15 protein-coding genes are annotated in these 18,491 nt (G+C 36.3%); 4 read left to right on the top strand and 11 right to left on the bottom strand.

The window, feature by feature from the left end:
* Positions 1-2,985, top strand: coding sequence for a protein translocase subunit SecDF (gene secDF / locus QSV08_RS11350; protein ID WP_324023406.1), 2,985 nt, complete (start codon positions 1-3; stop codon positions 2,983-2,985).
* 72 nt (positions 2,986-3,057) lie between these two features.
* Here the strand turns inward: secDF and QSV08_RS11345 are convergent, their stop codons facing one another.
* The 7 genes from QSV08_RS11345 to QSV08_RS11315 form a co-directional block, all read right to left on the bottom strand.
* Positions 3,058-4,284, bottom strand: coding sequence for an ATP-binding cassette domain-containing protein (locus QSV08_RS11345; protein WP_324023404.1), 1,227 nt, complete (start codon positions 4,282-4,284; stop codon positions 3,058-3,060).
* Positions 4,281-4,805: a GNAT family N-acetyltransferase gene (locus tag QSV08_RS11340; RefSeq protein ID WP_324023403.1), complete on the bottom strand. Its 525-nt coding sequence runs from the start codon at positions 4,803-4,805 to the stop codon at positions 4,281-4,283. The genes QSV08_RS11345 and QSV08_RS11340 overlap by 4 nt, the downstream gene beginning before the upstream one ends.
* 33 nt (positions 4,806-4,838) lie before the next feature.
* Positions 4,839-5,330, bottom strand: coding sequence for a DUF192 domain-containing protein (locus QSV08_RS11335; RefSeq protein ID WP_324023402.1), 492 nt, complete (start codon positions 5,328-5,330; stop codon positions 4,839-4,841).
* Positions 5,331-5,332: 2 nt separating this feature from the next.
* Positions 5,333-6,295 carry a prolipoprotein diacylglyceryl transferase gene (gene lgt / locus QSV08_RS11330; RefSeq protein ID WP_324023400.1) on the bottom strand — a complete coding sequence of 321 codons (963 nt, stop codon included), beginning with the start codon at positions 6,293-6,295 and terminating at the stop codon, positions 5,333-5,335.
* 274 nt (positions 6,296-6,569) lie between these two features.
* Entirely contained in the window at positions 6,570-6,803 is a 234-nt protein-coding gene (gene yidD / locus QSV08_RS11325; protein WP_243834433.1) for a membrane protein insertion efficiency factor YidD, read from the bottom strand.
* Positions 6,804-6,905: 102 nt separating this feature from the next.
* A complete protein-coding gene (locus QSV08_RS11320; RefSeq protein ID WP_324023398.1) occupies positions 6,906-7,280 on the bottom strand; it encodes a DUF779 domain-containing protein in 375 nt (124 codons plus the stop codon).
* A gap of 13 nt (positions 7,281-7,293) precedes the next feature.
* On the bottom strand, positions 7,294-8,817 hold the full coding sequence (locus QSV08_RS11315) for an aldehyde dehydrogenase family protein (protein WP_324023396.1): 1,524 nt from the start codon (positions 8,815-8,817) through the stop codon (positions 7,294-7,296).
* 195 nt (positions 8,818-9,012) lie between these two features.
* On the opposite strand from QSV08_RS11315, the gene QSV08_RS11310 reads away from it, so the two are divergent.
* Entirely contained in the window at positions 9,013-9,936 is a 924-nt protein-coding gene (locus tag QSV08_RS11310; protein ID WP_324023394.1) for an AraC family transcriptional regulator, read from the top strand.
* Positions 9,937-9,938: 2 nt separating this feature from the next.
* Here QSV08_RS11310 and cysS read toward each other — a convergent pair whose 3' ends face one another.
* Positions 9,939-11,417, bottom strand: a complete 1,479-nt coding sequence (cysS, locus tag QSV08_RS11305; protein WP_324023392.1) for a cysteine--tRNA ligase — start codon at positions 11,415-11,417, stop codon at positions 9,939-9,941.
* A 14-nt stretch (positions 11,418-11,431) separates the two neighbouring features.
* Complete coding sequence (folE, locus tag QSV08_RS11300; RefSeq protein WP_324023390.1) at positions 11,432-12,112, bottom strand: GTP cyclohydrolase I FolE; 681 nt, start codon at positions 12,110-12,112, stop codon at positions 11,432-11,434.
* Positions 12,113-12,246: 134 nt separating this feature from the next.
* On the opposite strand from folE, the gene QSV08_RS11295 reads away from it, so the two are divergent.
* Together QSV08_RS11295 and QSV08_RS11290 are read left to right on the top strand one after the other, a co-directional pair.
* A complete protein-coding gene (locus QSV08_RS11295) occupies positions 12,247-14,049 on the top strand; it encodes a T9SS type B sorting domain-containing protein (RefSeq protein WP_324023388.1) in 1,803 nt (600 codons plus the stop codon).
* Positions 14,050-14,173: 124 nt separating this feature from the next.
* Positions 14,174-15,610, top strand: a complete 1,437-nt coding sequence (locus QSV08_RS11290; protein WP_324023386.1) for a T9SS type B sorting domain-containing protein — start codon at positions 14,174-14,176, stop codon at positions 15,608-15,610.
* Positions 15,611-15,662: 52 nt separating this feature from the next.
* Here QSV08_RS11290 and QSV08_RS11285 read toward each other — a convergent pair whose 3' ends face one another.
* Positions 15,663-17,168, bottom strand: a complete 1,506-nt coding sequence (locus QSV08_RS11285) for an OmpP1/FadL family transporter (RefSeq protein WP_324023384.1) — start codon at positions 17,166-17,168, stop codon at positions 15,663-15,665.
* A 32-nt stretch (positions 17,169-17,200) separates the two neighbouring features.
* A complete protein-coding gene (locus QSV08_RS11280; protein ID WP_324023382.1) occupies positions 17,201-18,457 on the bottom strand; it encodes a hypothetical protein in 1,257 nt (418 codons plus the stop codon).
* Positions 18,458-18,491 lie beyond the last annotated feature (34 nt).

Below are 18,491 nucleotides of genomic sequence, written 5' to 3'. Positions count from 1 at the left end.
ATGCAAAACAAGGGACTTATAAAACTTTTTGCTTTATTATTTGGGTTAGTTAGTATTTACCAGCTATCCTATACTTTCGTAACTAGTAAAGTAGAAAAAGAAGCGAATAAATTCGCGGTTAGCCGTATTTCTGAATCAGAAGAAGGTTATGTAGCAAAAAGAGAAGTTGCAGCAGCAAGCTATCTTGATTCTATTGGTAGTGATCCTGTTTTTGGTTATACCAATTACGATGAGGCTAAAAAGAAAGAACTTAATAAAGGTCTTGACCTTAAAGGTGGTATCAACGTTACTTTGCAGATCTCTATTAAGGATATCCTTAAAGGATTAGCGAACAACACAAAAAGCCCAGTTTTCAACAAGGCTTTAGCTGATGCAGATGTAGCTTCTAGAAATAGTGATGATACATATATCGACTTGTTCTTTGAAGCTTTCGATAAGATAAAAGGGGAGACTAAATTGGCTTCACCAGATATCTTTGCAAACAAAGGTCTTAGTGATGAAATCAACTTTCAAATGTCTGATGATGAGGTTAAGCCTATCATCATAAGAAAAATAGATGAATCTATCGTTTCTGCTTTTGAGGTATTAAGAGAACGTATTGATGGTTTTGGTGTTACACAACCAAACATACAAAGAGTAGGTAACTCAGGTCGTATTCTAGTTGAATTACCAGGTGCTAGAGATATTGCTCGTGCACAAGATTTATTATCAAGTACTGCTCAATTAGAATTTTGGGAAACGTACAAGCAAAGTAATACTAGCTTTAGTACATTCCTTATTCAAGCGAATGAGAAATTAAAAACGATTGTTGAGGTTAAGCAACCAGAACAAATCAAAGAAGAGTCTGAATTAGATTCTTTATTATCTGATGTTTCTGCTGATTCTTTAGATTTAGCTTCACAGGTAAATCCTTTATACGAGTTGTTGATTCCTGCTAATCCAGGATCAAATGCAATGTTTCGTGCAGCTATTAAAGATACCGCTACTATTGGTGCTTACTTAAGAATGCCAGAAATTAGAAGGTTATTACCTGCTGATATTCAGTTTACAAAATTTGTATGGGAAAGACCATCAGCTGAAGAAACCGAAGTAATCGATTTATATGCTTTAAAATCTAATCGTGACGGTACGCCTAGAATTAGTGGTGATGTAGTAAGTGATGCAAGAGCAGATTTCGATCAGTTCAGCAAGCCTGCGGTTTCTATGACCATGAACACAAAAGGTGCTAAAGAATGGGAAAAATTAACTGGTGATGCTTACACGAACCAGACTGGTATTGCTATTGTTTTAGATAATAAGGTATATACTGCTCCTGGGGTTTCTTCTGGTCCTATCTCTGGTGGTCGTTCAGAAATTACGGGTGACTTTACGGTAAACGAAACTAAAGATATTTCTAACGTACTTAGAGCTGGTAAACTTCCTGCTTCCGCAGAAATTATTGCATCTGAAATTGTTGGTCCTTCATTGGGTCAAGAAGCTATTGACAGTGGTTTTATGTCATTTTTAATCGCTTTTGTAATTGTTCTTTTATGGATGGTTGGTTATTACGGTAAAGCAGGTGTATTTGCTGATATTGCTTTAATGTTGAACATCTTATTAATATTCGGTGTCTTAACTAGTTTAAATGCGGTGTTAACATTACCTGGTATTGCTGGTATCGTTTTAACGCTGGGTATGTCGGTTGATGCCAACGTACTGATCTTTGAGCGTATTAAAGAAGAATTGGCAAAAGGTAAAGGCAAGAGCCAAGCTGTCGCTGACGGTTTTGGTAATGCGCTATCTTCTATTTTAGATGCGAACATTACTACTGGTTTAACTGCAATTATCTTATTCATATTTGGATCAGGTCCGATTAAAGGTTTCGCAACTACATTAATTATCGGTATTGTAACATCTTTATTTACTGCAATATTCATTTCTCGTTTATTAATCGACTGGTATATTAGTGGAAAAGGTAGAAGCTTAGATTTCTCTACTGGTATCACTAAAAACCTTTTCAAGGGAATCAATGTTGATTTCTTGGCGAAAAGAAAGATTGCTTATGTAATATCTGGAATTTTAATAGCAATTGGTTTATTCTCATTGTTAGCAGGACCAGGATTACAAAAAGGGGTAGATTTCATTGGTGGACGTTCGTACACAGTACGTTTCGAGCATCCTGTAAATCCTTCTGAAATAACATCAGAATTGAATACTGTATTTGGTAGCGGAACAAATGTGAAAACATATGGTGAGTCTAACCAAGTAAAAATTACAACTCCTTATAAAGTAGATGTAGAAGGTATCGAAGTAGATACTGAAATTCAAGATAAACTATATGCTTCGCTTCAAAAATACTTGCCAGATGGTTTTAGTAAAGAAGCTTTTGTATTAGGTGGTGTAGATGAAGAAGCAGTTGGTATTTTAGCCTCTGTAAAGGTTGGACCAACAATTGCAGATGATATTCAGAAAAATGCATTCTTAGCAATTTTAGGTTCATTACTTGTAGTTTTTCTTTATATCTTAATTAGATTTAGAAGATGGCAATTCTCATTGGGGGCTGTAACTGCAGTATTCCATGATGTATTGATAGTACTTGGTGTATTCTCAATATTCGGTAAACTAATGCCTTTTAGTATGGAAATTGATCAAGCATTTATTGCAGCGATCCTGACAGTTATTGGTTACTCGTTGAATGATACCGTGGTAGTATTTGACCGTATTCGTGAGACTTTAGCAGAACGCGGCTGGAAAGGCGGTTCTAACATTAACTACGCTATTAATAGTACGTTAAGTAGAACATTGAATACTTCATTAACTACTTTGGTAGTGTTATTGGCAATCTTCATTTTTGGAGGTGAGTCGTTAAGAGGATTCATGTTTGCTATGATCGTTGGTGTTGTTGTGGGTACATACTCATCTGTATTTATTGCAACTCCTGTAATGTTCGATGCATTGAGCAAGAAAGTTACTTCTGGTGAAGCTGAAGTAAAAATTGAAGAGTAGATAATACAACTAACTCAAATAGAAAAAGCCGTTCAGAAATGAACGGCTTTTTTGCTTAATAAAAGTTTGTAATTATTTAATGATCCCCGATGAACCATTTTTACTGGGTATAAGGTCTAAAGTCCGTTTGGGTTTTAGACCTTTTTCTTTTCTATGTGAAACGAAAATTATTGCGGTATCGGTTTCTTCTGCAAATTTATTCACTAAAGAAACCAATAGGCTAGCAGATTCGTCGTCCATGCCTGCCGTAGGCTCGTCTAAAATTAGAATTGGTGGTCTTTTGACCATGGCACGCGCTGTCATTATTAAACGTTGCTGACCTGTTGAAAGGGAATTGAAATACTTATTTTTTATAGGATAGAGATCTAACAAGAGCAGCCATTGTTTAATGATTCTCTTTTGTAGCTCTGTTGGGATGGTATAAAGCCCTACAGAATCGTTTAAACCTGAGATCAACATGTTTTCAATAGAATGTCTGCCATTGAATTTAAGTGTCATTGCAGGAGCGTAATAGCCTATTTTTTGTTTTATATCCCAAACGCTTTCGCCACTTCCTTTTTTATTTCCGAATAGATAGATTTCTTGGCCGAATGCTTTAGGGTTATCCCCAAATATCATGGAGAGTATAGTTGATTTTCCACTTCCGTTGGTGCCTGATAATTGCCAAAAATCTCCCTTCTTTACGGTCCAGTTAATAGCATTTAATATTTTTTTACTTCCGTAGGATATGCTGACATCTTTGAAATCTATTAATGGAGATTCAATATTTGGGTATGTCGTGTTAGAATGCGGAATACGAACGGCATTGAAAGCACTATCGATTTCGTTATCGCTTGAGCTTATATTCTCTGTGATAAAGAACATATTCTTATTCAACCTGCTATAACAATTTACGAACGATAATGTGTCTGACTTGCGACTTGCTAACTGAATAAATGAAATGTGTTTAGAGTGATCTTTAAGTATCGTTTTTAGTTCTTCTTGAAAGGCAATATCTAAATTATCAAAAGGATTATCTAGAATAATATAATCTGGATTTTCGTTCAGCAAGTAATGTAGTAAAGCTCTTTTTTGCTCACCACTAGACATAGTTTCTAGTGCTTGATGCTCAGCACTGATAATTTTTTTATCGTGCTTATCTTCTTTATCAATTAATTTTTCTAAGGTGAAAGGAGAAAATAAGCTGCCGATTTTATTTTCAAACTCCTGTAGTTCTTCTGGTATGCTTCCTTTTTGAAAATCATTTAAAAACCCTTTTTTATCAGAATTGTTATCTAAGTAAATTACCCAATGATTCATGATGCATTTATTCTAAAAATATGAACTGTATTGTTGTGGTAGGTAGTCGTAAAATCTAAAAACATACCGTTTTTCAATGCTGTTTTCTGAGAAGGAATATTGTCTACTTGAATGATAGATATTAAACTGGTTGCCCATTCTTTTGCAAAAGCTATTTGCTTACATTTTTGGGCTGCTTCAAATGCAAAACCTTGCCGCCAGTACCTTGGTAGTATAGAATAACCTATTTCCAATTCTTTTTTACCATCTACTTCTTGTATCAATAAACCACAAAGACCTACTAAAGTAGTGGTGTCTTTTAGGTATAATGCATTCATGCCGCCCAAGTTGTCATTGTAGCGCTCGAAAATTCTGTCGAATTGTTGTTGGCAGGCTTCTTTTGGGTCAGATGGTAACCCTGACCAGAATTGGCTGCTTAAAGGTTCTTCATGAAAAGGTAGCCAGCTCTCAAAATCTGAAGGTTGTACTTCTTTGAAAAGTAACCGTTCAGATTCTTCGTTAAATAGTACGTGTACTGGCATTGTATTACTATAAAATATAAAAAGGCAGGTGCTCTATTTTCTGCTAAAGCTAATGCTGTCGCCTATAGATAACCCCAATTCTTGTGCTAAACCTCCGTTAATTTCAAGAACATATTTGATAGGAACTTGAGATGTTAAGCCAGACTCATTAAGTGGCTGTGCATTTTCTTGAAAACTAGCAATTCTTAAATCTTCTTTTATGTAAATAATATCTAGGGGAAACTCTGTATTCTTCATGTAAAAAGAATGTACTCTTTCATCAGGGAAAATAAATAACATCCCTTGATTACTATCCATTCCTTTTCGGTACATGAGTCCGGTTTGGGTTTCGTAATCGGTTTCTGCAAACTCAATATTTAACTTAGTTTTTACCGTGTCACTTGAGTTTAAAAAGACAGATAAGTCTCCTTCATGAGTGAAATCTATACTTTGCGTAGCTATAGTTTTTTTTGACTCTTCTTTACAAGAAAAAAGTAGCAGTGCTACAACTATTAAAATAACCGAACTTTTATGTATCGTCTTCAATATTATGCAGTTTTAGTTTTTTTGAACATAAAGTATAATCCAACTAGGATAAAAGGAATACTCAACCATTGGCCCGTTGAAAGTAGCCCTAATGACTCTTCGAATCCGCCTTGGCTTTTCTTTACGAATTCAACTAAGAAACGAACGGACCATAATAACACAAAAAACAATCCAAATAAGTAACCTGGTTTATTTTTTTTATCAGTTTTCCAGTACAGAAAATATAGTAGAACAAATATTAAAAGGTAGCCTATACCTTCGTATAATTGTGCCGGATGACGATATGGTATTTCAGCTAAATATTGCGAAAACTGCGGATTGTTCTCAATCGCTGCATATGCGGCATTTAAAGTTTTTTCTTGTGTAATGCCCAATGCTTTTGATGGATGCAAGTCGTCTGAATCGCGAATAAATTTAGTAGCGAATATGAAATTCTCATCAACAATTTTACCATTGATTTCAGAATTGAAAAAGTTTCCTAAACGTACGCAAAAACAACCAATAGCAACAGGTATGACCATTCTGTCAAATATCCAGAGCATTTTAAATTCAGGAAATTTTCTCGTGTATAAATAGGTGCCTATAATAATACCTATTGTAGCTCCGTGACTAGCTAAACCTGCAAATCCTGTAAACTCATAACCGTCTATTAAACCAAATAATAGACTACCAGATGCACTTTCGCGAACAGGAATCAATATTTCTACAAGGTGATTAGAATAGTATGCCCAATCGTAAAAGAAAACATGGCCTAATCTTGCGCCTAACATGGTGCTTAAAACCGTGTATATGAAAAGGGAGTCTAGTTGTTCAACAGATTTTTTTTCATTGAGGAATATCTTTTTCATGATAAACCAACCTAAAGCAAAGGCGGTAATCCAAAGAAGATTGTAATACTTTATTTGTATGAATCCGATGTTGAAAAGAGTCTCGTTCGGATTCCAAGTAATTCCTAAGAAATGCATGTGTTGAATTTTGAAAGGCTAAGATAATAAAATAGAAATCTCCCTAGGCTTTAGAAATGGAAAATCGGTTTTGCTTTTAGTTAAAAGAGAGCGTTGAGAGAATAGAAATTAGAATAGAGAAGATAGATATGAGAGAATAGAAAAATTGAATGGGAGTAAAAATGTGAAGTTTAAAATAAATAAAGGTCTTGAGTTGTTATATCATAAATTTTTAGTCAAGAAATCTTCGTATTTGTGTTTTGACTTGGACTTGAACTTGCGTCTTGAACTTTATTTAGGGAACGGGATCATACCCTTTTCCGCCCCAAGGGTTGCAGCTGAAAATACGTTTAGTCGCCATCCATCCTCCTTTAAATAAACCATGTTTTTTTAATGCTTCTAAGGTGTATTGAGAACAAGTAGGGGAGTATCTACAAGTGGCAGGTGTGTATGGAGATATCGCTAGTTGGTAAAAACGAACTAGAAATACAAAAGGGGCAATTAGAATTTTTTTTAATGAAATTTTCACGGTGACAAATTGATGATGCAAATTTACTACAAAACTAGTAACCTTTGTAAATAACAAGTCCTGATGAAAAACATCAGGACTTGTATCTATTGCTCATTACTTTTAGGCTCCAATTCTAATCGGTTCTAAATGTTCAGCTTCTTCTTCAGAATACAACCTAGATTTGATTAAGAATCGAATACCCATGGGTATTTCTAATGAAAAACTTGAACCGATGCCTGGCGTAACATCAAGCGTAAGTTGAGTGTGTTTCCAATATTCAAATTGGTCTCGCGACATATGAAAGTCACAACCCTCGATACTGCCTAGGCAAACATCATTGTCATCGAGCATTAATTCACCTTTTTCAAAGCACATTGGTGCAGAGCCATCGCAACAACCACCACTTTGGTGAAACATGAGTTCGCCATGTTTTTCTTTAAGTTCTGCGATTACTGCAGCTGCTTTTTCGGTTACTATTACTCGCTTAGTTTTCATACAATCTATGTTATTAAAAGAATCCCATTTTTTTCTTATCGTAAGAGATAAGCATGTTTTTTGTTTGACGATAGTGTGCCAACATCATTTTGTGGTTTTCTCTACCAATACCCGATTTTTTGTATCCACCGAAAGGTGCATGTGCAGGGTATAAGTGATAGCAGTTTACCCAAACTCTACCTGCTTTAATAGCTCTAGAAATTTGATATGCTTGGTGTGTATCTCTTGTCCATACTCCGGCACCTAAGCCATACAATGTATCGTTGGCAATTTCAATAGCTTCTGCTTCATCTTTGAAAGTAGTTACACAGAGCACAGGTCCAAATATTTCTTCTTGAAAAACGCGCATTTTATTATTTCCTTTTAGAATCGTCGGCTGAACATAGTAGCCACCTTCTAAACCTTCGTTGTATGCTTGCTCACCACCAGTAAGAACTTCACAACCTTCTTCTTTACCTATTTGTATGTAGTTAAGAATTTTTTCAAATTGATCGTTAGAAGCCTGTGCACCCATCATAGTGTTAGGGTCTAATGGGTGTCCCATTTTAATTGCCTTGGTACGTTCGATTACACGTTCTATAAACTTGTCATAAATACTTTCTTGAACTAGCATACGTGACGGACAGGTACAAACTTCGCCTTGGTTTAATGCAAACATATTTGCGCCTTCCAAACACTTGTCGAAGAAATCATCATCGGCGTCCATAATGCTTTCAAAGAATACATTCGGAGATTTACCACCAAGTTCTAATGTAACGGGAGTAATATTTTTAGATGCATATTGCATTATTAATTGTCCGGTTGTAGTTTCTCCGGTAAAGGCAATTTTGTCAATTCTAGGGCTAGATGCCAATGGCTTGCCAGCTTCGGCACCAAAACCGTTTACCACGTTAAGAACACCATCAGGTAAAATACCCTCAATGATTTCCATTAATATTAAAATTGCAACAGGGGTTTGTTCTGCTGGTTTTAGAACAACACAGTTACCTGCTGCCAATGCTGGGGCTAATTTCCAAGTAGCCATTAATAAAGGAAAGTTCCATGGTATAATTTGACCCACGACGCCTAATGGTTCGGTGACGTTCAATGCAACTGTATTAGAATCTAACTCACTTACCGATCCTTCTTCTGCTCTAATGACACCTGCAAAATATCTAAAGTGATCGACTGCCAAAGGTAAATCTGCAGCTCTTGTTTCGCGTATGGCTTTACCATTATCCCAAGTTTCAGCTCGTGCCAGTACTTCTAAATTTTGCTCTATTTTATCGGCAATTTTTAAAAGCATATTACTTCTTTCTGTTGCTGTAGATGAGTTCCATGACTTTGCTGCTACCCAAGCGGCATCAATTGCCAACTCTATATCTTCTGCTGTGGATCTAGGTATTTTGGTAAATGATTTGCCATCTACTGGTGAGATGTTGTCAAAATATTCTCCTTTACTTGGTGCAACCCATTTTCCACCAATGAAGTTTTCATATTGGTTTTTGAATTTGGGTTTTTGAAGTACGTCTTTTTCTACAGTTGCTGTTGTGCTCATAGTATATGATTTAAGTTAATAATAGAAGTAAGTTCATATAGGTACTACCAATACGATATTCTAAATGTACTTCTCCGTTTTTGATATTATCTGACGCATTCTACGAATAGTGTGAACTATTCTATCATTTAATGATATTATGATTTTTTTAAGTATATTTTTTTGTAAATTCCTTAAAATAAAATCGATATAAGTGTGATTCGTTTAGCTGAAAATTTTTTAAAAGGAAGGCGTTTAGAGACCATGGTTGAAAACCAAACCTCTTATACGATGAATAATGCGGCTATGCATGTTTTTGAAACGCATGAGCAAGCGGCTAGTGTTCTTTTGAAATTTGAACAGCCTGTTTTGGCGAGTATGATTCAAGGAAAGAAGATTATGCACTTGCGCGATTATGAATCTTTTGATTTTTTACCGGGTGAGTCTTTAGTCTTACCTGCAAATGAGGGTATGTGTATTGATTTTCCTGAAGCAATGGCGAAGAACCCAACTAGATGTTTGGCAATGGCTATTTCTGAGGATAAAATAAATAAGGTATTGCAATTCATGAATGAGAACATGCCTAAAAGTAATAAGGATGCATGGGGATTAATGGATTACAATTTTCATTTCGTAAATGACAGAGGTATATTTCAAATTATACAGCGGCTTTTATTTCTATTTTCTGAAGAGCACCCATCTAAGGATCTATTTGTAGATAATATGTTGCGTGAATTGATCATTAGAATTCTACAGACTAATGAGCGAAAAATTTATAGTAATGCTACTTTATCGGTTAAAAAAGAAAGTAGGCTGACAGAGGTTATACGCTACATTAGAAATAATGTGCATAAGTCATTAACTGTAGATGCGCTTAGTAAGATAGCTTGTATGAGTCCGTCACATTTTTATAGAACCTTTAAACTAGAGCTTGGTATTTCTCCTGTTGAGTTTATAAATAACGAGCGCATAAAATTAGCTGTTGGTTTATTGCAAGACCCCAAGCGTAGCATTAAAGATGTATATCTTGATTGCGGATTTGAAAGTAGATCTTACTTTAATAGAGTTTTTAAAACAAGGCAACAAATAGCTCCTGGTGAATACCAGTCTAAAATTCAAAAATCTAGGTTTTTAGATTAAACTTAAAGACTATACGTAGTACCTTCTTTACCGTCTTTTAATTGAATACCTAGTGCTGCTAATTGATCACGTATTTGATCAGATGTGGCAAAATCTTTATTTTCCCTTGCTGATTTACGTAATTCGATCAATAACTCAACTACACCACCTAATTTTTCGGTATCGGCATCAGAACTACTTTTGTTCTCCAAACCTAAAACATCAAAAACGAAACCGTGTATGGTGTTTTCCAATTCAAGTTTGTCTTCTTCGGTAATAGATTCAGTGCCTTCTTTAATAAGGTTAATGTGCTTAACGGCATCAAATAGTTTCGCAATTAAGATGGGTGAATTGAAATCATCGTTCATGGCTGCGTAGCAAGATGCTTTCCAAGCTGCAACATCAAAATCGGTAGTCTTGCCGGTGTTCAAAGATTTTAATGAATTGATAGCTTCCATCAATTTATTGAAACCTTTTTCAGATGCCAATAATGCATCATTACTTATATCTAAAATACTGGTATAATGTGCCTGCATCATAAAGAAACGCACCATAGAAGGGGAGAAGGGCTTGCTAAGAATCTCGTTTTCACCAGAAAATATCTCGCCAGGTAAAATACTGTTACCCGTAGATTTAGCCATTTTTCTTCCGTTCAAGGTTAACATATTGGCATGTAGCCAATAGTTTACAGGACTTTGACCATTGCAAGCTTCAGCTTGAGCTATTTCACATTCGTGATGCGGAAATTTTAAATCCATTCCGCCACCGTGAATATCAAATGTTTCGCCTAAGTATTTTGTACTCATGGCGGTACATTCTAAATGCCACCCCGGGAATCCATCGCCCCACGGCGAAGGCCATCGCATAATATGTTGTGGCTCTGCTTTTTTCCAAAGAGCAAAATCTTGCGGATTGTGCTTGTCGTCTTGAGCGGCAAGATCACGAGTGTTAGCAATCATGTCTTCAAGCTTACGGCCACTTAATTTGCCGTACTCATGCTCTTCGTTGAACTTAGCAACGTCAAAATATACAGAACCATTGGTTTCATAGGCAAATCCTTTTTCAAGAATATCCTTAATAATTTCAATCTGTTCTATAATATGTCCCGTAGCTGTGGGTTCAATGCTAGGAGGTAGAAAATTAAATTTCTCTAAAATATTATGAAAGTCAACAGTGTATCGCTGTACGACTTCCATCGGTTCTAGCTTTTCTAATCGTGCTTTTTTTGCAATTTTATCTTCGCCATCTTCCGCATCATCAACTAAATGACCTGCATCAGTAATATTACGAACATAACGCACTTTGTAGCCTAGGTGTCTAAAGTATCTGAAAATCATATCAAAAGACATGAAAGTTCTACAGTTTCCTAAGTGTACATTACTATACACTGTTGGTCCACAAACATACATACCGATATGGCCTTCATTTATGGGTTTGAAAACTTCTTTTTTTCCTGATAAGGAATTGTATACTTTAATTTCCTGATTTTCGTACAATTGCATGAAGCTATATGCTATTAAAAATGAGTGTCTAGGTTAAGGTAATTTAAGAACTCGCGGCGTACCAATTCTTCTTTGAATTTACCGCCATATTCAGCGGTTACGGTGCTACTATCAATATCGCGAATTCCTCTAGAATTTACACAAAGATGTTTTGCATCAATAACACAAGCAACATCTTCAGTACCTAAAGCTTTTTGTAATTCTCTTACGATTTGAATATTTAAACGCTCTTGAACTTGCGGACGTTTAGCATAATAATCAACAATACGGTTCATCTTAGAAAGACCAACAACGGTACCATTAGAAATGTAAGCAACGTGGGCACGACCAACTATTGGTAGAAAGTGGTGTTCGCAGGTGGAGTAAAGAGTAATGTTTTTTTCAACTAACATTTCGCCATACTTGTACTTATTATCAAAAGTAGAAGCCTTAGGTTTTTTGGTAGGGTTTAAGCCGCCGAATATTTCATTAACGTACATTTTAGCAACTCTATTCGGAGTTCCTTTTAGGCTATCGTCGGTTAAATCTAAACCTAAGGTTAGCATAATTTCACGTACATTTTCGCGAATGCGTTCAATCTTTTCGGCATCATCCAAATCAAAGGCATCTGAACGTAAAGGAGTGTCTTCTGATGTAGAAATGTGATCGTTTCCTAATTCATCAAATTGATCTTCCAGTGTATCCTCAATTTTCATTTTATCTATCTTTTAGAAGCTGCAAAGATATACAATATGTGCCACTTTATAACCATTTACAGGCATTACACAACATTAATTAGCCATAACGTTAAGGTCTAGTTAATTTTAGTTTTAGAAATGAGAAGGCCTCTATGACCAAGTATGGTATATCTGTTTTATTAGTATGCTTTTTTAGCATCTTCAGCTGTTTTGCGCAGGTGTCGGCTGATTGCGCCAATGCGGTTCCTATTTGCTATAATACTCCTGTAAATGGTGGTACTAATGGTTATGGTATTGACGATTTTAACGGAGCAACTATTTCTGGTTGTATTACGCAGGGTAGTGGTACTATTGAAACCAATTCTGCTTGGTATACCTTTAAAATTGGTGAAATAGGTCAATTAGGTTTTAATATCGGATTTGATACTACAGAAGATTGGGATTTTGCTTTGTATAAAACAAACGATTGTAGTGCATTGGGTGATCCTGTTCGATGTAATTATTTCGATAATTCTGATGATAGTAGTTTTATAGGGATGGGAGAAGACCCTACAGGTATAGATAATATACAGTATGATGATTGGTTAGCTGTTGAACCGGGAGAAGAATACCTCTTGATGATCAATAATTTCAGTAACAATAATTCAGGATTCTCTATTCAGTTTTCAGGTAGCATATTTGTTGAGTTTCCGTATAGTGCTTTAGATTGTAATATTATAGATAATTTATTAGGTCCTCCGGTTATTGCATGTGATGACCAAACCGTGGTTTTGGATGCAACTACTGCAGATGCTAAAACTTATCAATGGGAATTAGATGCTGGAGCGGGTTACCAACAGATACCTGGTGAAAGTGACCCGGAACTCTCTATTGCCGTTTCTGGTATGTATCGTGTTATTATAGTACGTAACTCAGGTAATCCTGTAACAAGCGAAACCCAAGTAGCTTATGCACCTTCGCCAGAAACCTTTTCTTTAGAAGATGAAACTGCTTGTTTAGACGGCACAGCTATTGATTTTAATACCAAAGATGCTGAGGCTTTAGGTGCACAGAGCCCGTTGGATTTTAGGGTGTCATATCATGAAAGTTTTGAAGATGCTTTTGATGGTGCCAACGCACTTTTAAAAGAATTTATACCTACACAGGTTTTGCAAACGATATACGTAAGAACAACATCAATAGAAAACTCTATGTGCTTTGATGTTTCTGAAACTTTTGATATTAACGGAATTGAATTACCTGTTTTAGATTTTGAGACAGAAGTTTTTATATGTGGCGATGAACCTATTGTAACTATAGGGCAGCGTATACCAGATAGCGATTTTACGTATGAATGGAGCTCAGGGCAAACCTCTTCTTTAATTACAGTTGCAGAACCTGGTGTGTACACCTTGTCTGTGACTAATATTCAAGGATTAATACAATGTATAACTGTTAGGTCGGTTACTGTGGTTTTTTCTAGTCCGCCAATAATATCAGATATTACTATCGAATATGAAGATGATGCTTCTAATGTGGTCAATGTTTTCTTGGAAGAGAATGGAGATTTTGAGTATCAAGTAGATAATGAAACGCCACAAAATAGCGGGCTGTTCAACAATCTATTCCCTGGTGAGCATACGATTACCGTTCGTGATGTAAATGGTTGTGGTTCTGATACTAGAGATATCGTAGTGGTGGGGTTTCCAAAGTTCTTTACTCCCAATGGAGATAACGTAAATGATACTTGGAAAGTTGACGGATTGTCAGCTTTAGATAATCCTGTGATCACTATTTATGATAGATATGGAAAATTACTGTATCAGATATTTGAAAATTCTACTGGGTGGACCGGTTCTTTTAATGGAGCCCTTTTGCCAGAATCTGACTACTGGTTCAAACTTACTTATACCAATTCTTTAGGGGAAAGTACAAACGCATCTTACATTAATAATCATTTCACTTTAAAGCGTTAACTCTGTTGTTTAGGCTTAATTAGTGCATTTTATCGATTAAACGCAAGAATCTTCGATGTAAGATACTAAAGCATGTCATGTGTAGTTATAATATACATCACGTATACTAATAAGCTACACTTTTATGAGAACACTTCTTTGTTCTATATGTTGTTTGTTTCTTTTTTATTGGAACATAACTGCACAGAATTCAGCCGATTGTAGAACGGCTATACCAGTTTGTGCCGACCAGCCTATTATGGGTCTTGCCGGCGGAACAGGTGATGTTGATGATTTTGACCCAGAAGTAATACTTCAAACTGGGTGTTTAGAAAAAGGTAGTCTTTCTAACGCAAATATTGAGTTTAATACTTCTTGGTTCGTTTTTAGAGCAGGTACAGGTGGTCAGGTAGGTTTTGATATTGAGGCATTAGCAACTTCGGGCTCTACGCCAACTGCCGAATGGGATTTTGCTGTTTATGGTCCAGATGTTGATTGTGGCGATATAAGTAATGGTACTGCGCAGCCAATTCGTTGTAACTATGAAGTTAACGATACTAATTTTACGGGACTAGGGGTTAACCCTGATAGCGGTGAAGAAGGTCGTGCATCTTTAACGGGTAGTCAGAATACATATGATGAGTATTTAGATGTTATTCCCGGAGAGATTTATTACATATTGATAAATAATTTTGCCGATAATTTTACTGGAGATCCCGAGCCTTTTATGTTGACTTTTACGGGTAGTTCTGTAAGTGATAGTCAAGATACTGCATTAGATTGTACATTAAGAGATGAGTTTTTAGGATTGGATATCATTGCTTGTGAGGGTGATGACCCAATAACTATTAGTGCATTGAATTCACCTGCAGGTGCAGATATTGCCAATGTAGAGTGGACGGTAGATTATGAAGATGATGGTATAGTAGACGATACGCTTACCGGTTCTGGTGATTTTGGTGCTGAATTAATAGTAGCTAGCCCGAATACCGGACGCTATTTTGCTACAATTACTACCGTAACGGGTACACCGCCAACAGTGGCTGATGAGAGCGGAGTATTAATAACCTTTTTTGGAACACCTATATTAGACCGTGTTGAAACATTGGATACTAATCTTTCAATTGATCCTGATCAAAATAATATTGAATTTTTTGTTGAAGGTGATGGGGATTATGAATATGCGATTAACGACGGAGTGTTTCAAGACAATCCTGTTTTTATGAATGTACCTCCGGGATTGAATACGGTTATTATAAATGATAAGAACGGATGCGGAATTACAGACCCTATAGAGTTTTTAGTTGTTGGTTATCCAAAGTTCTTTACGCCAAATGGTGATGGCATTAATGATGATTGGAATGTGGAGGGAATTGAAACTTTAAACAACCCTGTTGTATTTATTTTTGATAGATACGGTAAGTTGTTGAAGCAGCTAGGTGCAACCGATAGCTGGGACGGAAATTACAACGGACAGCAAATGACTTCTACAGATTACTGGTTCAGGTTTGAATATGGAGAAATGGAAGATGGGCTACTTGTAGCGAAAACCCGAAAGACACATTTTTCATTAAAGAGATAAAAAAAAAGGGGAGCAATTTGCTCCCCTTTTTTATGATTAAATTTTATATCCTTTAGAAATTGATCGTATAACTCAATGTCGCATTCATAATACCTCTATCAATCATAGCAGGTGTTGTAATACCGGCATTGAAAAGTCTTTCGCTAACATCTTGTTGTGAACGGCTAAGCGCAAAATCTAATTTACTACCACCGAAGTTATAACCAATACCACCAGAAACTGCATTTAGATCTCCGATCGTATTTCCGTTTGCATACGGACTCTGTTCAAAGCGATATCCTGCTCTAAGGCTAACTTGTTGAATTCTATACTCACCACCAAGTCTAAATGTAGAAACAGCACCTAAATCACTCGTAATTTGAGAATTTACTGTTTGAAAACTTGGGTCATTGGTAGGACGTAATTCCGATTGAGAGAAATCTTGATATCCGTAATCAAAACTTAATAATCCGTCTTTTGCAAAAATTACAGCTAAACTACCGGTTAGTTTTCCAGGGGTCTTCACTGTATAGCTTTCGAATAAATTCACCACATTAAAATTGATGAAATTAATATCTTCATCTGCTAAATCTGAATTTACACGTTGAGAGGTGTTATCCTCTAAACGATACCAAGTAGGGGATTGGTAGCTACCACCCAAACGTACAGTTTCATTTAGTTTAGCAATAGCGCCTAAGGTAAAAGAGAAGCCGTTACCTTCTGTTTCTAAGTAATTATCAAATGTTGTTCTTCGTATTTCTGAATTAGGTTCATACCCATCTTCAGTGAATTGATCAAGCTGAGTGTATAATACGCTATGAAAGTTCAATGATGCACCCACGTAAAGATTCTCTTTATATTGAGAAGCAACATTAACAGTAAACTTACTATTGTAACCGGTGGTTCTTCTTAAAAAATCTTGATCAACAAAATCATAAAGGGAATTACTGATGTAATTGGTGTTACCGTCATTTTCGGTTTCTGGATCAAGAATTCCGCCATAATAACCTAAAAAGGTTTGTTGGTCTCTAAAACCTTGTGCTGAGCCAATATCTAGATAAGCTTCTTCTAAAAACTCTCCATCTTGTCGAAGAATAGATCCGAAAGGTGTACCGCCTGCATATTCTAGAAAATAGGTGTCGATACCTTCTGTGGCGCTTCCTGAAACATAATATTCATTATCGAAATTATTCACCAAATCATAATTGAAAGCTAAAGTGAATTTCTTCCAGTCAGAATTAGAATCTGTATTATTAAAAACAAATGCACCACCAATTTGATTTAATTGAATGTTATTGTTTTTGGTAATCAATGCATCACCAAAGTAACGGGCATCATTGTTCGTGTGGTAGTTCGATCCACTAATGGTAAAAAGGCTGTTATTAAAAACAGCGGATCCTGCAGGGTTAATATTTAGCGATGATAAATCTCCGCCTAAAGCACCAAATGCTCCGCCCATAGCTTGAAATCTGGCTGTACCTTGTAGGTTTTCAGTACCGTAACGTAAAGCTTCATTTATATTTTGTGCACTACCTACGGCACATGCCATTAGTACTACGAAAGTTAAATATCTTTTCATATCAATAATTCAAAGGTGATAAATGTTTGATTTTAGTTTCTTCTACTGCTACTGCTACTACTTCTACTCGAAGAACCAGAAGATCTAGATGAAGATCCGCTGCTTGAACTTCTAGAGCTGCTACCAGAGCTTCTGTAAGAACTACCACTAGAACTGCTTTTGCCAGAGCTGTAATTACTACTTCTAGAGCTACTACCAGAACTTCTGCCTGAAGAATAACTTCTAGAGCTATTACCAGAATTTCTATATGTTGAAGTTCTAGGTACGGCAACCCTGCTGCTTGATCTTGCGGTGCTAGAACTCGATGTTCTCGGGCTAGTGCTATATCTGCTGCTAGAGTTTCTAGAAGAACTACTGTTATATCTAGGTGTTGCTCTAGTGCTTCTGCTTGTTCTGTAGGCTCTATTTTGGTCAACACCTACCGTTCTTCTTGCGGTAGTGTTACCTGAATAGGTTCTTGAACTACGGGTGTTTGCAGAACTTCTAGCTGTTGTTGCTCTACCGGTAGTAGTTCTATATCTAGAAGAATTACCTCTAGTGTTCACATTTGAACGACCTCTTGCTGCCGTTGAAGAAAGCCCACTATTATTAGACGTTTGTCTTGTATAATTTCCTCTTCTTGAATTGTTGACTGCATAACTTCTGTTAGAGAAACGGTTGTTTCTGTTGTAATTTCTGTTTCCGTAACCGTAACCATATGCGTATCCAAAATTGTTACCATAGTAAGGTCTGTTCCATCCAAATCCGAATCCCGAATATCCGAATCCTGAATATCCAAATCCAAAACCGCCATAGCCCCAATTGTTCCATCTATTCCATCCCCATGGTCGACCCCAGCCATTACCATAATATCCGCCGTATCCAACATTGTTCCAGCCCCATCCGTAAAGACCACCATTGTTCCAGTTGTTCCATCCATTATTATGAATGTAAATGCTTACGTCAGCATTATTACTTCCCCAACTGCCATAACCTTCATAGTCATTTGCAGTGGCGTAATAATCTGTTAATTGTTCTTCTGGAACCTCTTGATTTAAATCATTACTAGAATAAGAATCTACATCTGTAAAAATTTCTTCATCTAGTATTTCACCATATTGGTCAGCTTTTTCACCAAAATAGTTGGTATACGTATCCGTTTCAGGATTACTCTGTGTGTAATTTCTTTGTTCAGGTCTTCTTTCTACCGTTGTTGGGGCATCATCAGAATAAATGCCATCATTATCGTAGTAAGATGATTGTTGATATGAACCGCAAGAAGCTGTAATAACAGCTAAGGTTACCAACATTGTTATGTTTCGAAGTTTGTTGTGGGGTATAGAA

Origin of the sequence: Maribacter sp. BPC-D8 (assembly GCF_035207705.1) — a bacterium.
Taxonomy (GTDB): domain Bacteria; phylum Bacteroidota; class Bacteroidia; order Flavobacteriales; family Flavobacteriaceae; genus Maribacter.
This window is presented reverse-complemented; position numbering and strand designations above follow the sequence as displayed.

What these genes read in the sequence shown, in the direction of transcription:
- secDF (WP_324023406.1), top strand. Translation starts at nt 1, where the DNA reads ATGCAAAACAAGGGACTTATAAAACTTTTTGCTTTATTATTTGGGTTA.
- QSV08_RS11345 (WP_324023404.1), bottom strand. Translation starts at nt 4,284, where the DNA reads ATGAATCATTGGGTAATTTACTTAGATAACAATTCTGATAAAAAAGGG.
- QSV08_RS11340 (WP_324023403.1), bottom strand. Translation starts at nt 4,805, where the DNA reads ATGCCAGTACACGTACTATTTAACGAAGAATCTGAACGGTTACTTTTC.
- lgt (WP_324023400.1), bottom strand. Translation starts at nt 6,295, where the DNA reads ATGCATTTCTTAGGAATTACTTGGAATCCGAACGAGACTCTTTTCAAC.
- QSV08_RS11320 (WP_324023398.1), bottom strand. Translation starts at nt 7,280, where the DNA reads ATGAAAACTAAGCGAGTAATAGTAACCGAAAAAGCAGCTGCAGTAATC.
- QSV08_RS11315 (WP_324023396.1), bottom strand. Translation starts at nt 8,817, where the DNA reads ATGAGCACAACAGCAACTGTAGAAAAAGACGTACTTCAAAAACCCAAA.
- cysS (WP_324023392.1), bottom strand. Translation starts at nt 11,417, where the DNA reads ATGCAATTGTACGAAAATCAGGAAATTAAAGTATACAATTCCTTATCA.
- folE (WP_324023390.1), bottom strand. Translation starts at nt 12,112, where the DNA reads ATGAAAATTGAGGATACACTGGAAGATCAATTTGATGAATTAGGAAAC.
- QSV08_RS11295 (WP_324023388.1), top strand. Translation starts at nt 12,247, where the DNA reads ATGACCAAGTATGGTATATCTGTTTTATTAGTATGCTTTTTTAGCATC.
- QSV08_RS11290 (WP_324023386.1), top strand. Translation starts at nt 14,174, where the DNA reads ATGAGAACACTTCTTTGTTCTATATGTTGTTTGTTTCTTTTTTATTGG.
- QSV08_RS11285 (WP_324023384.1), bottom strand. Translation starts at nt 17,168, where the DNA reads ATGAAAAGATATTTAACTTTCGTAGTACTAATGGCATGTGCCGTAGGT.
- QSV08_RS11280 (WP_324023382.1), bottom strand. Translation starts at nt 18,457, where the DNA reads ATGTTGGTAACCTTAGCTGTTATTACAGCTTCTTGCGGTTCATATCAA.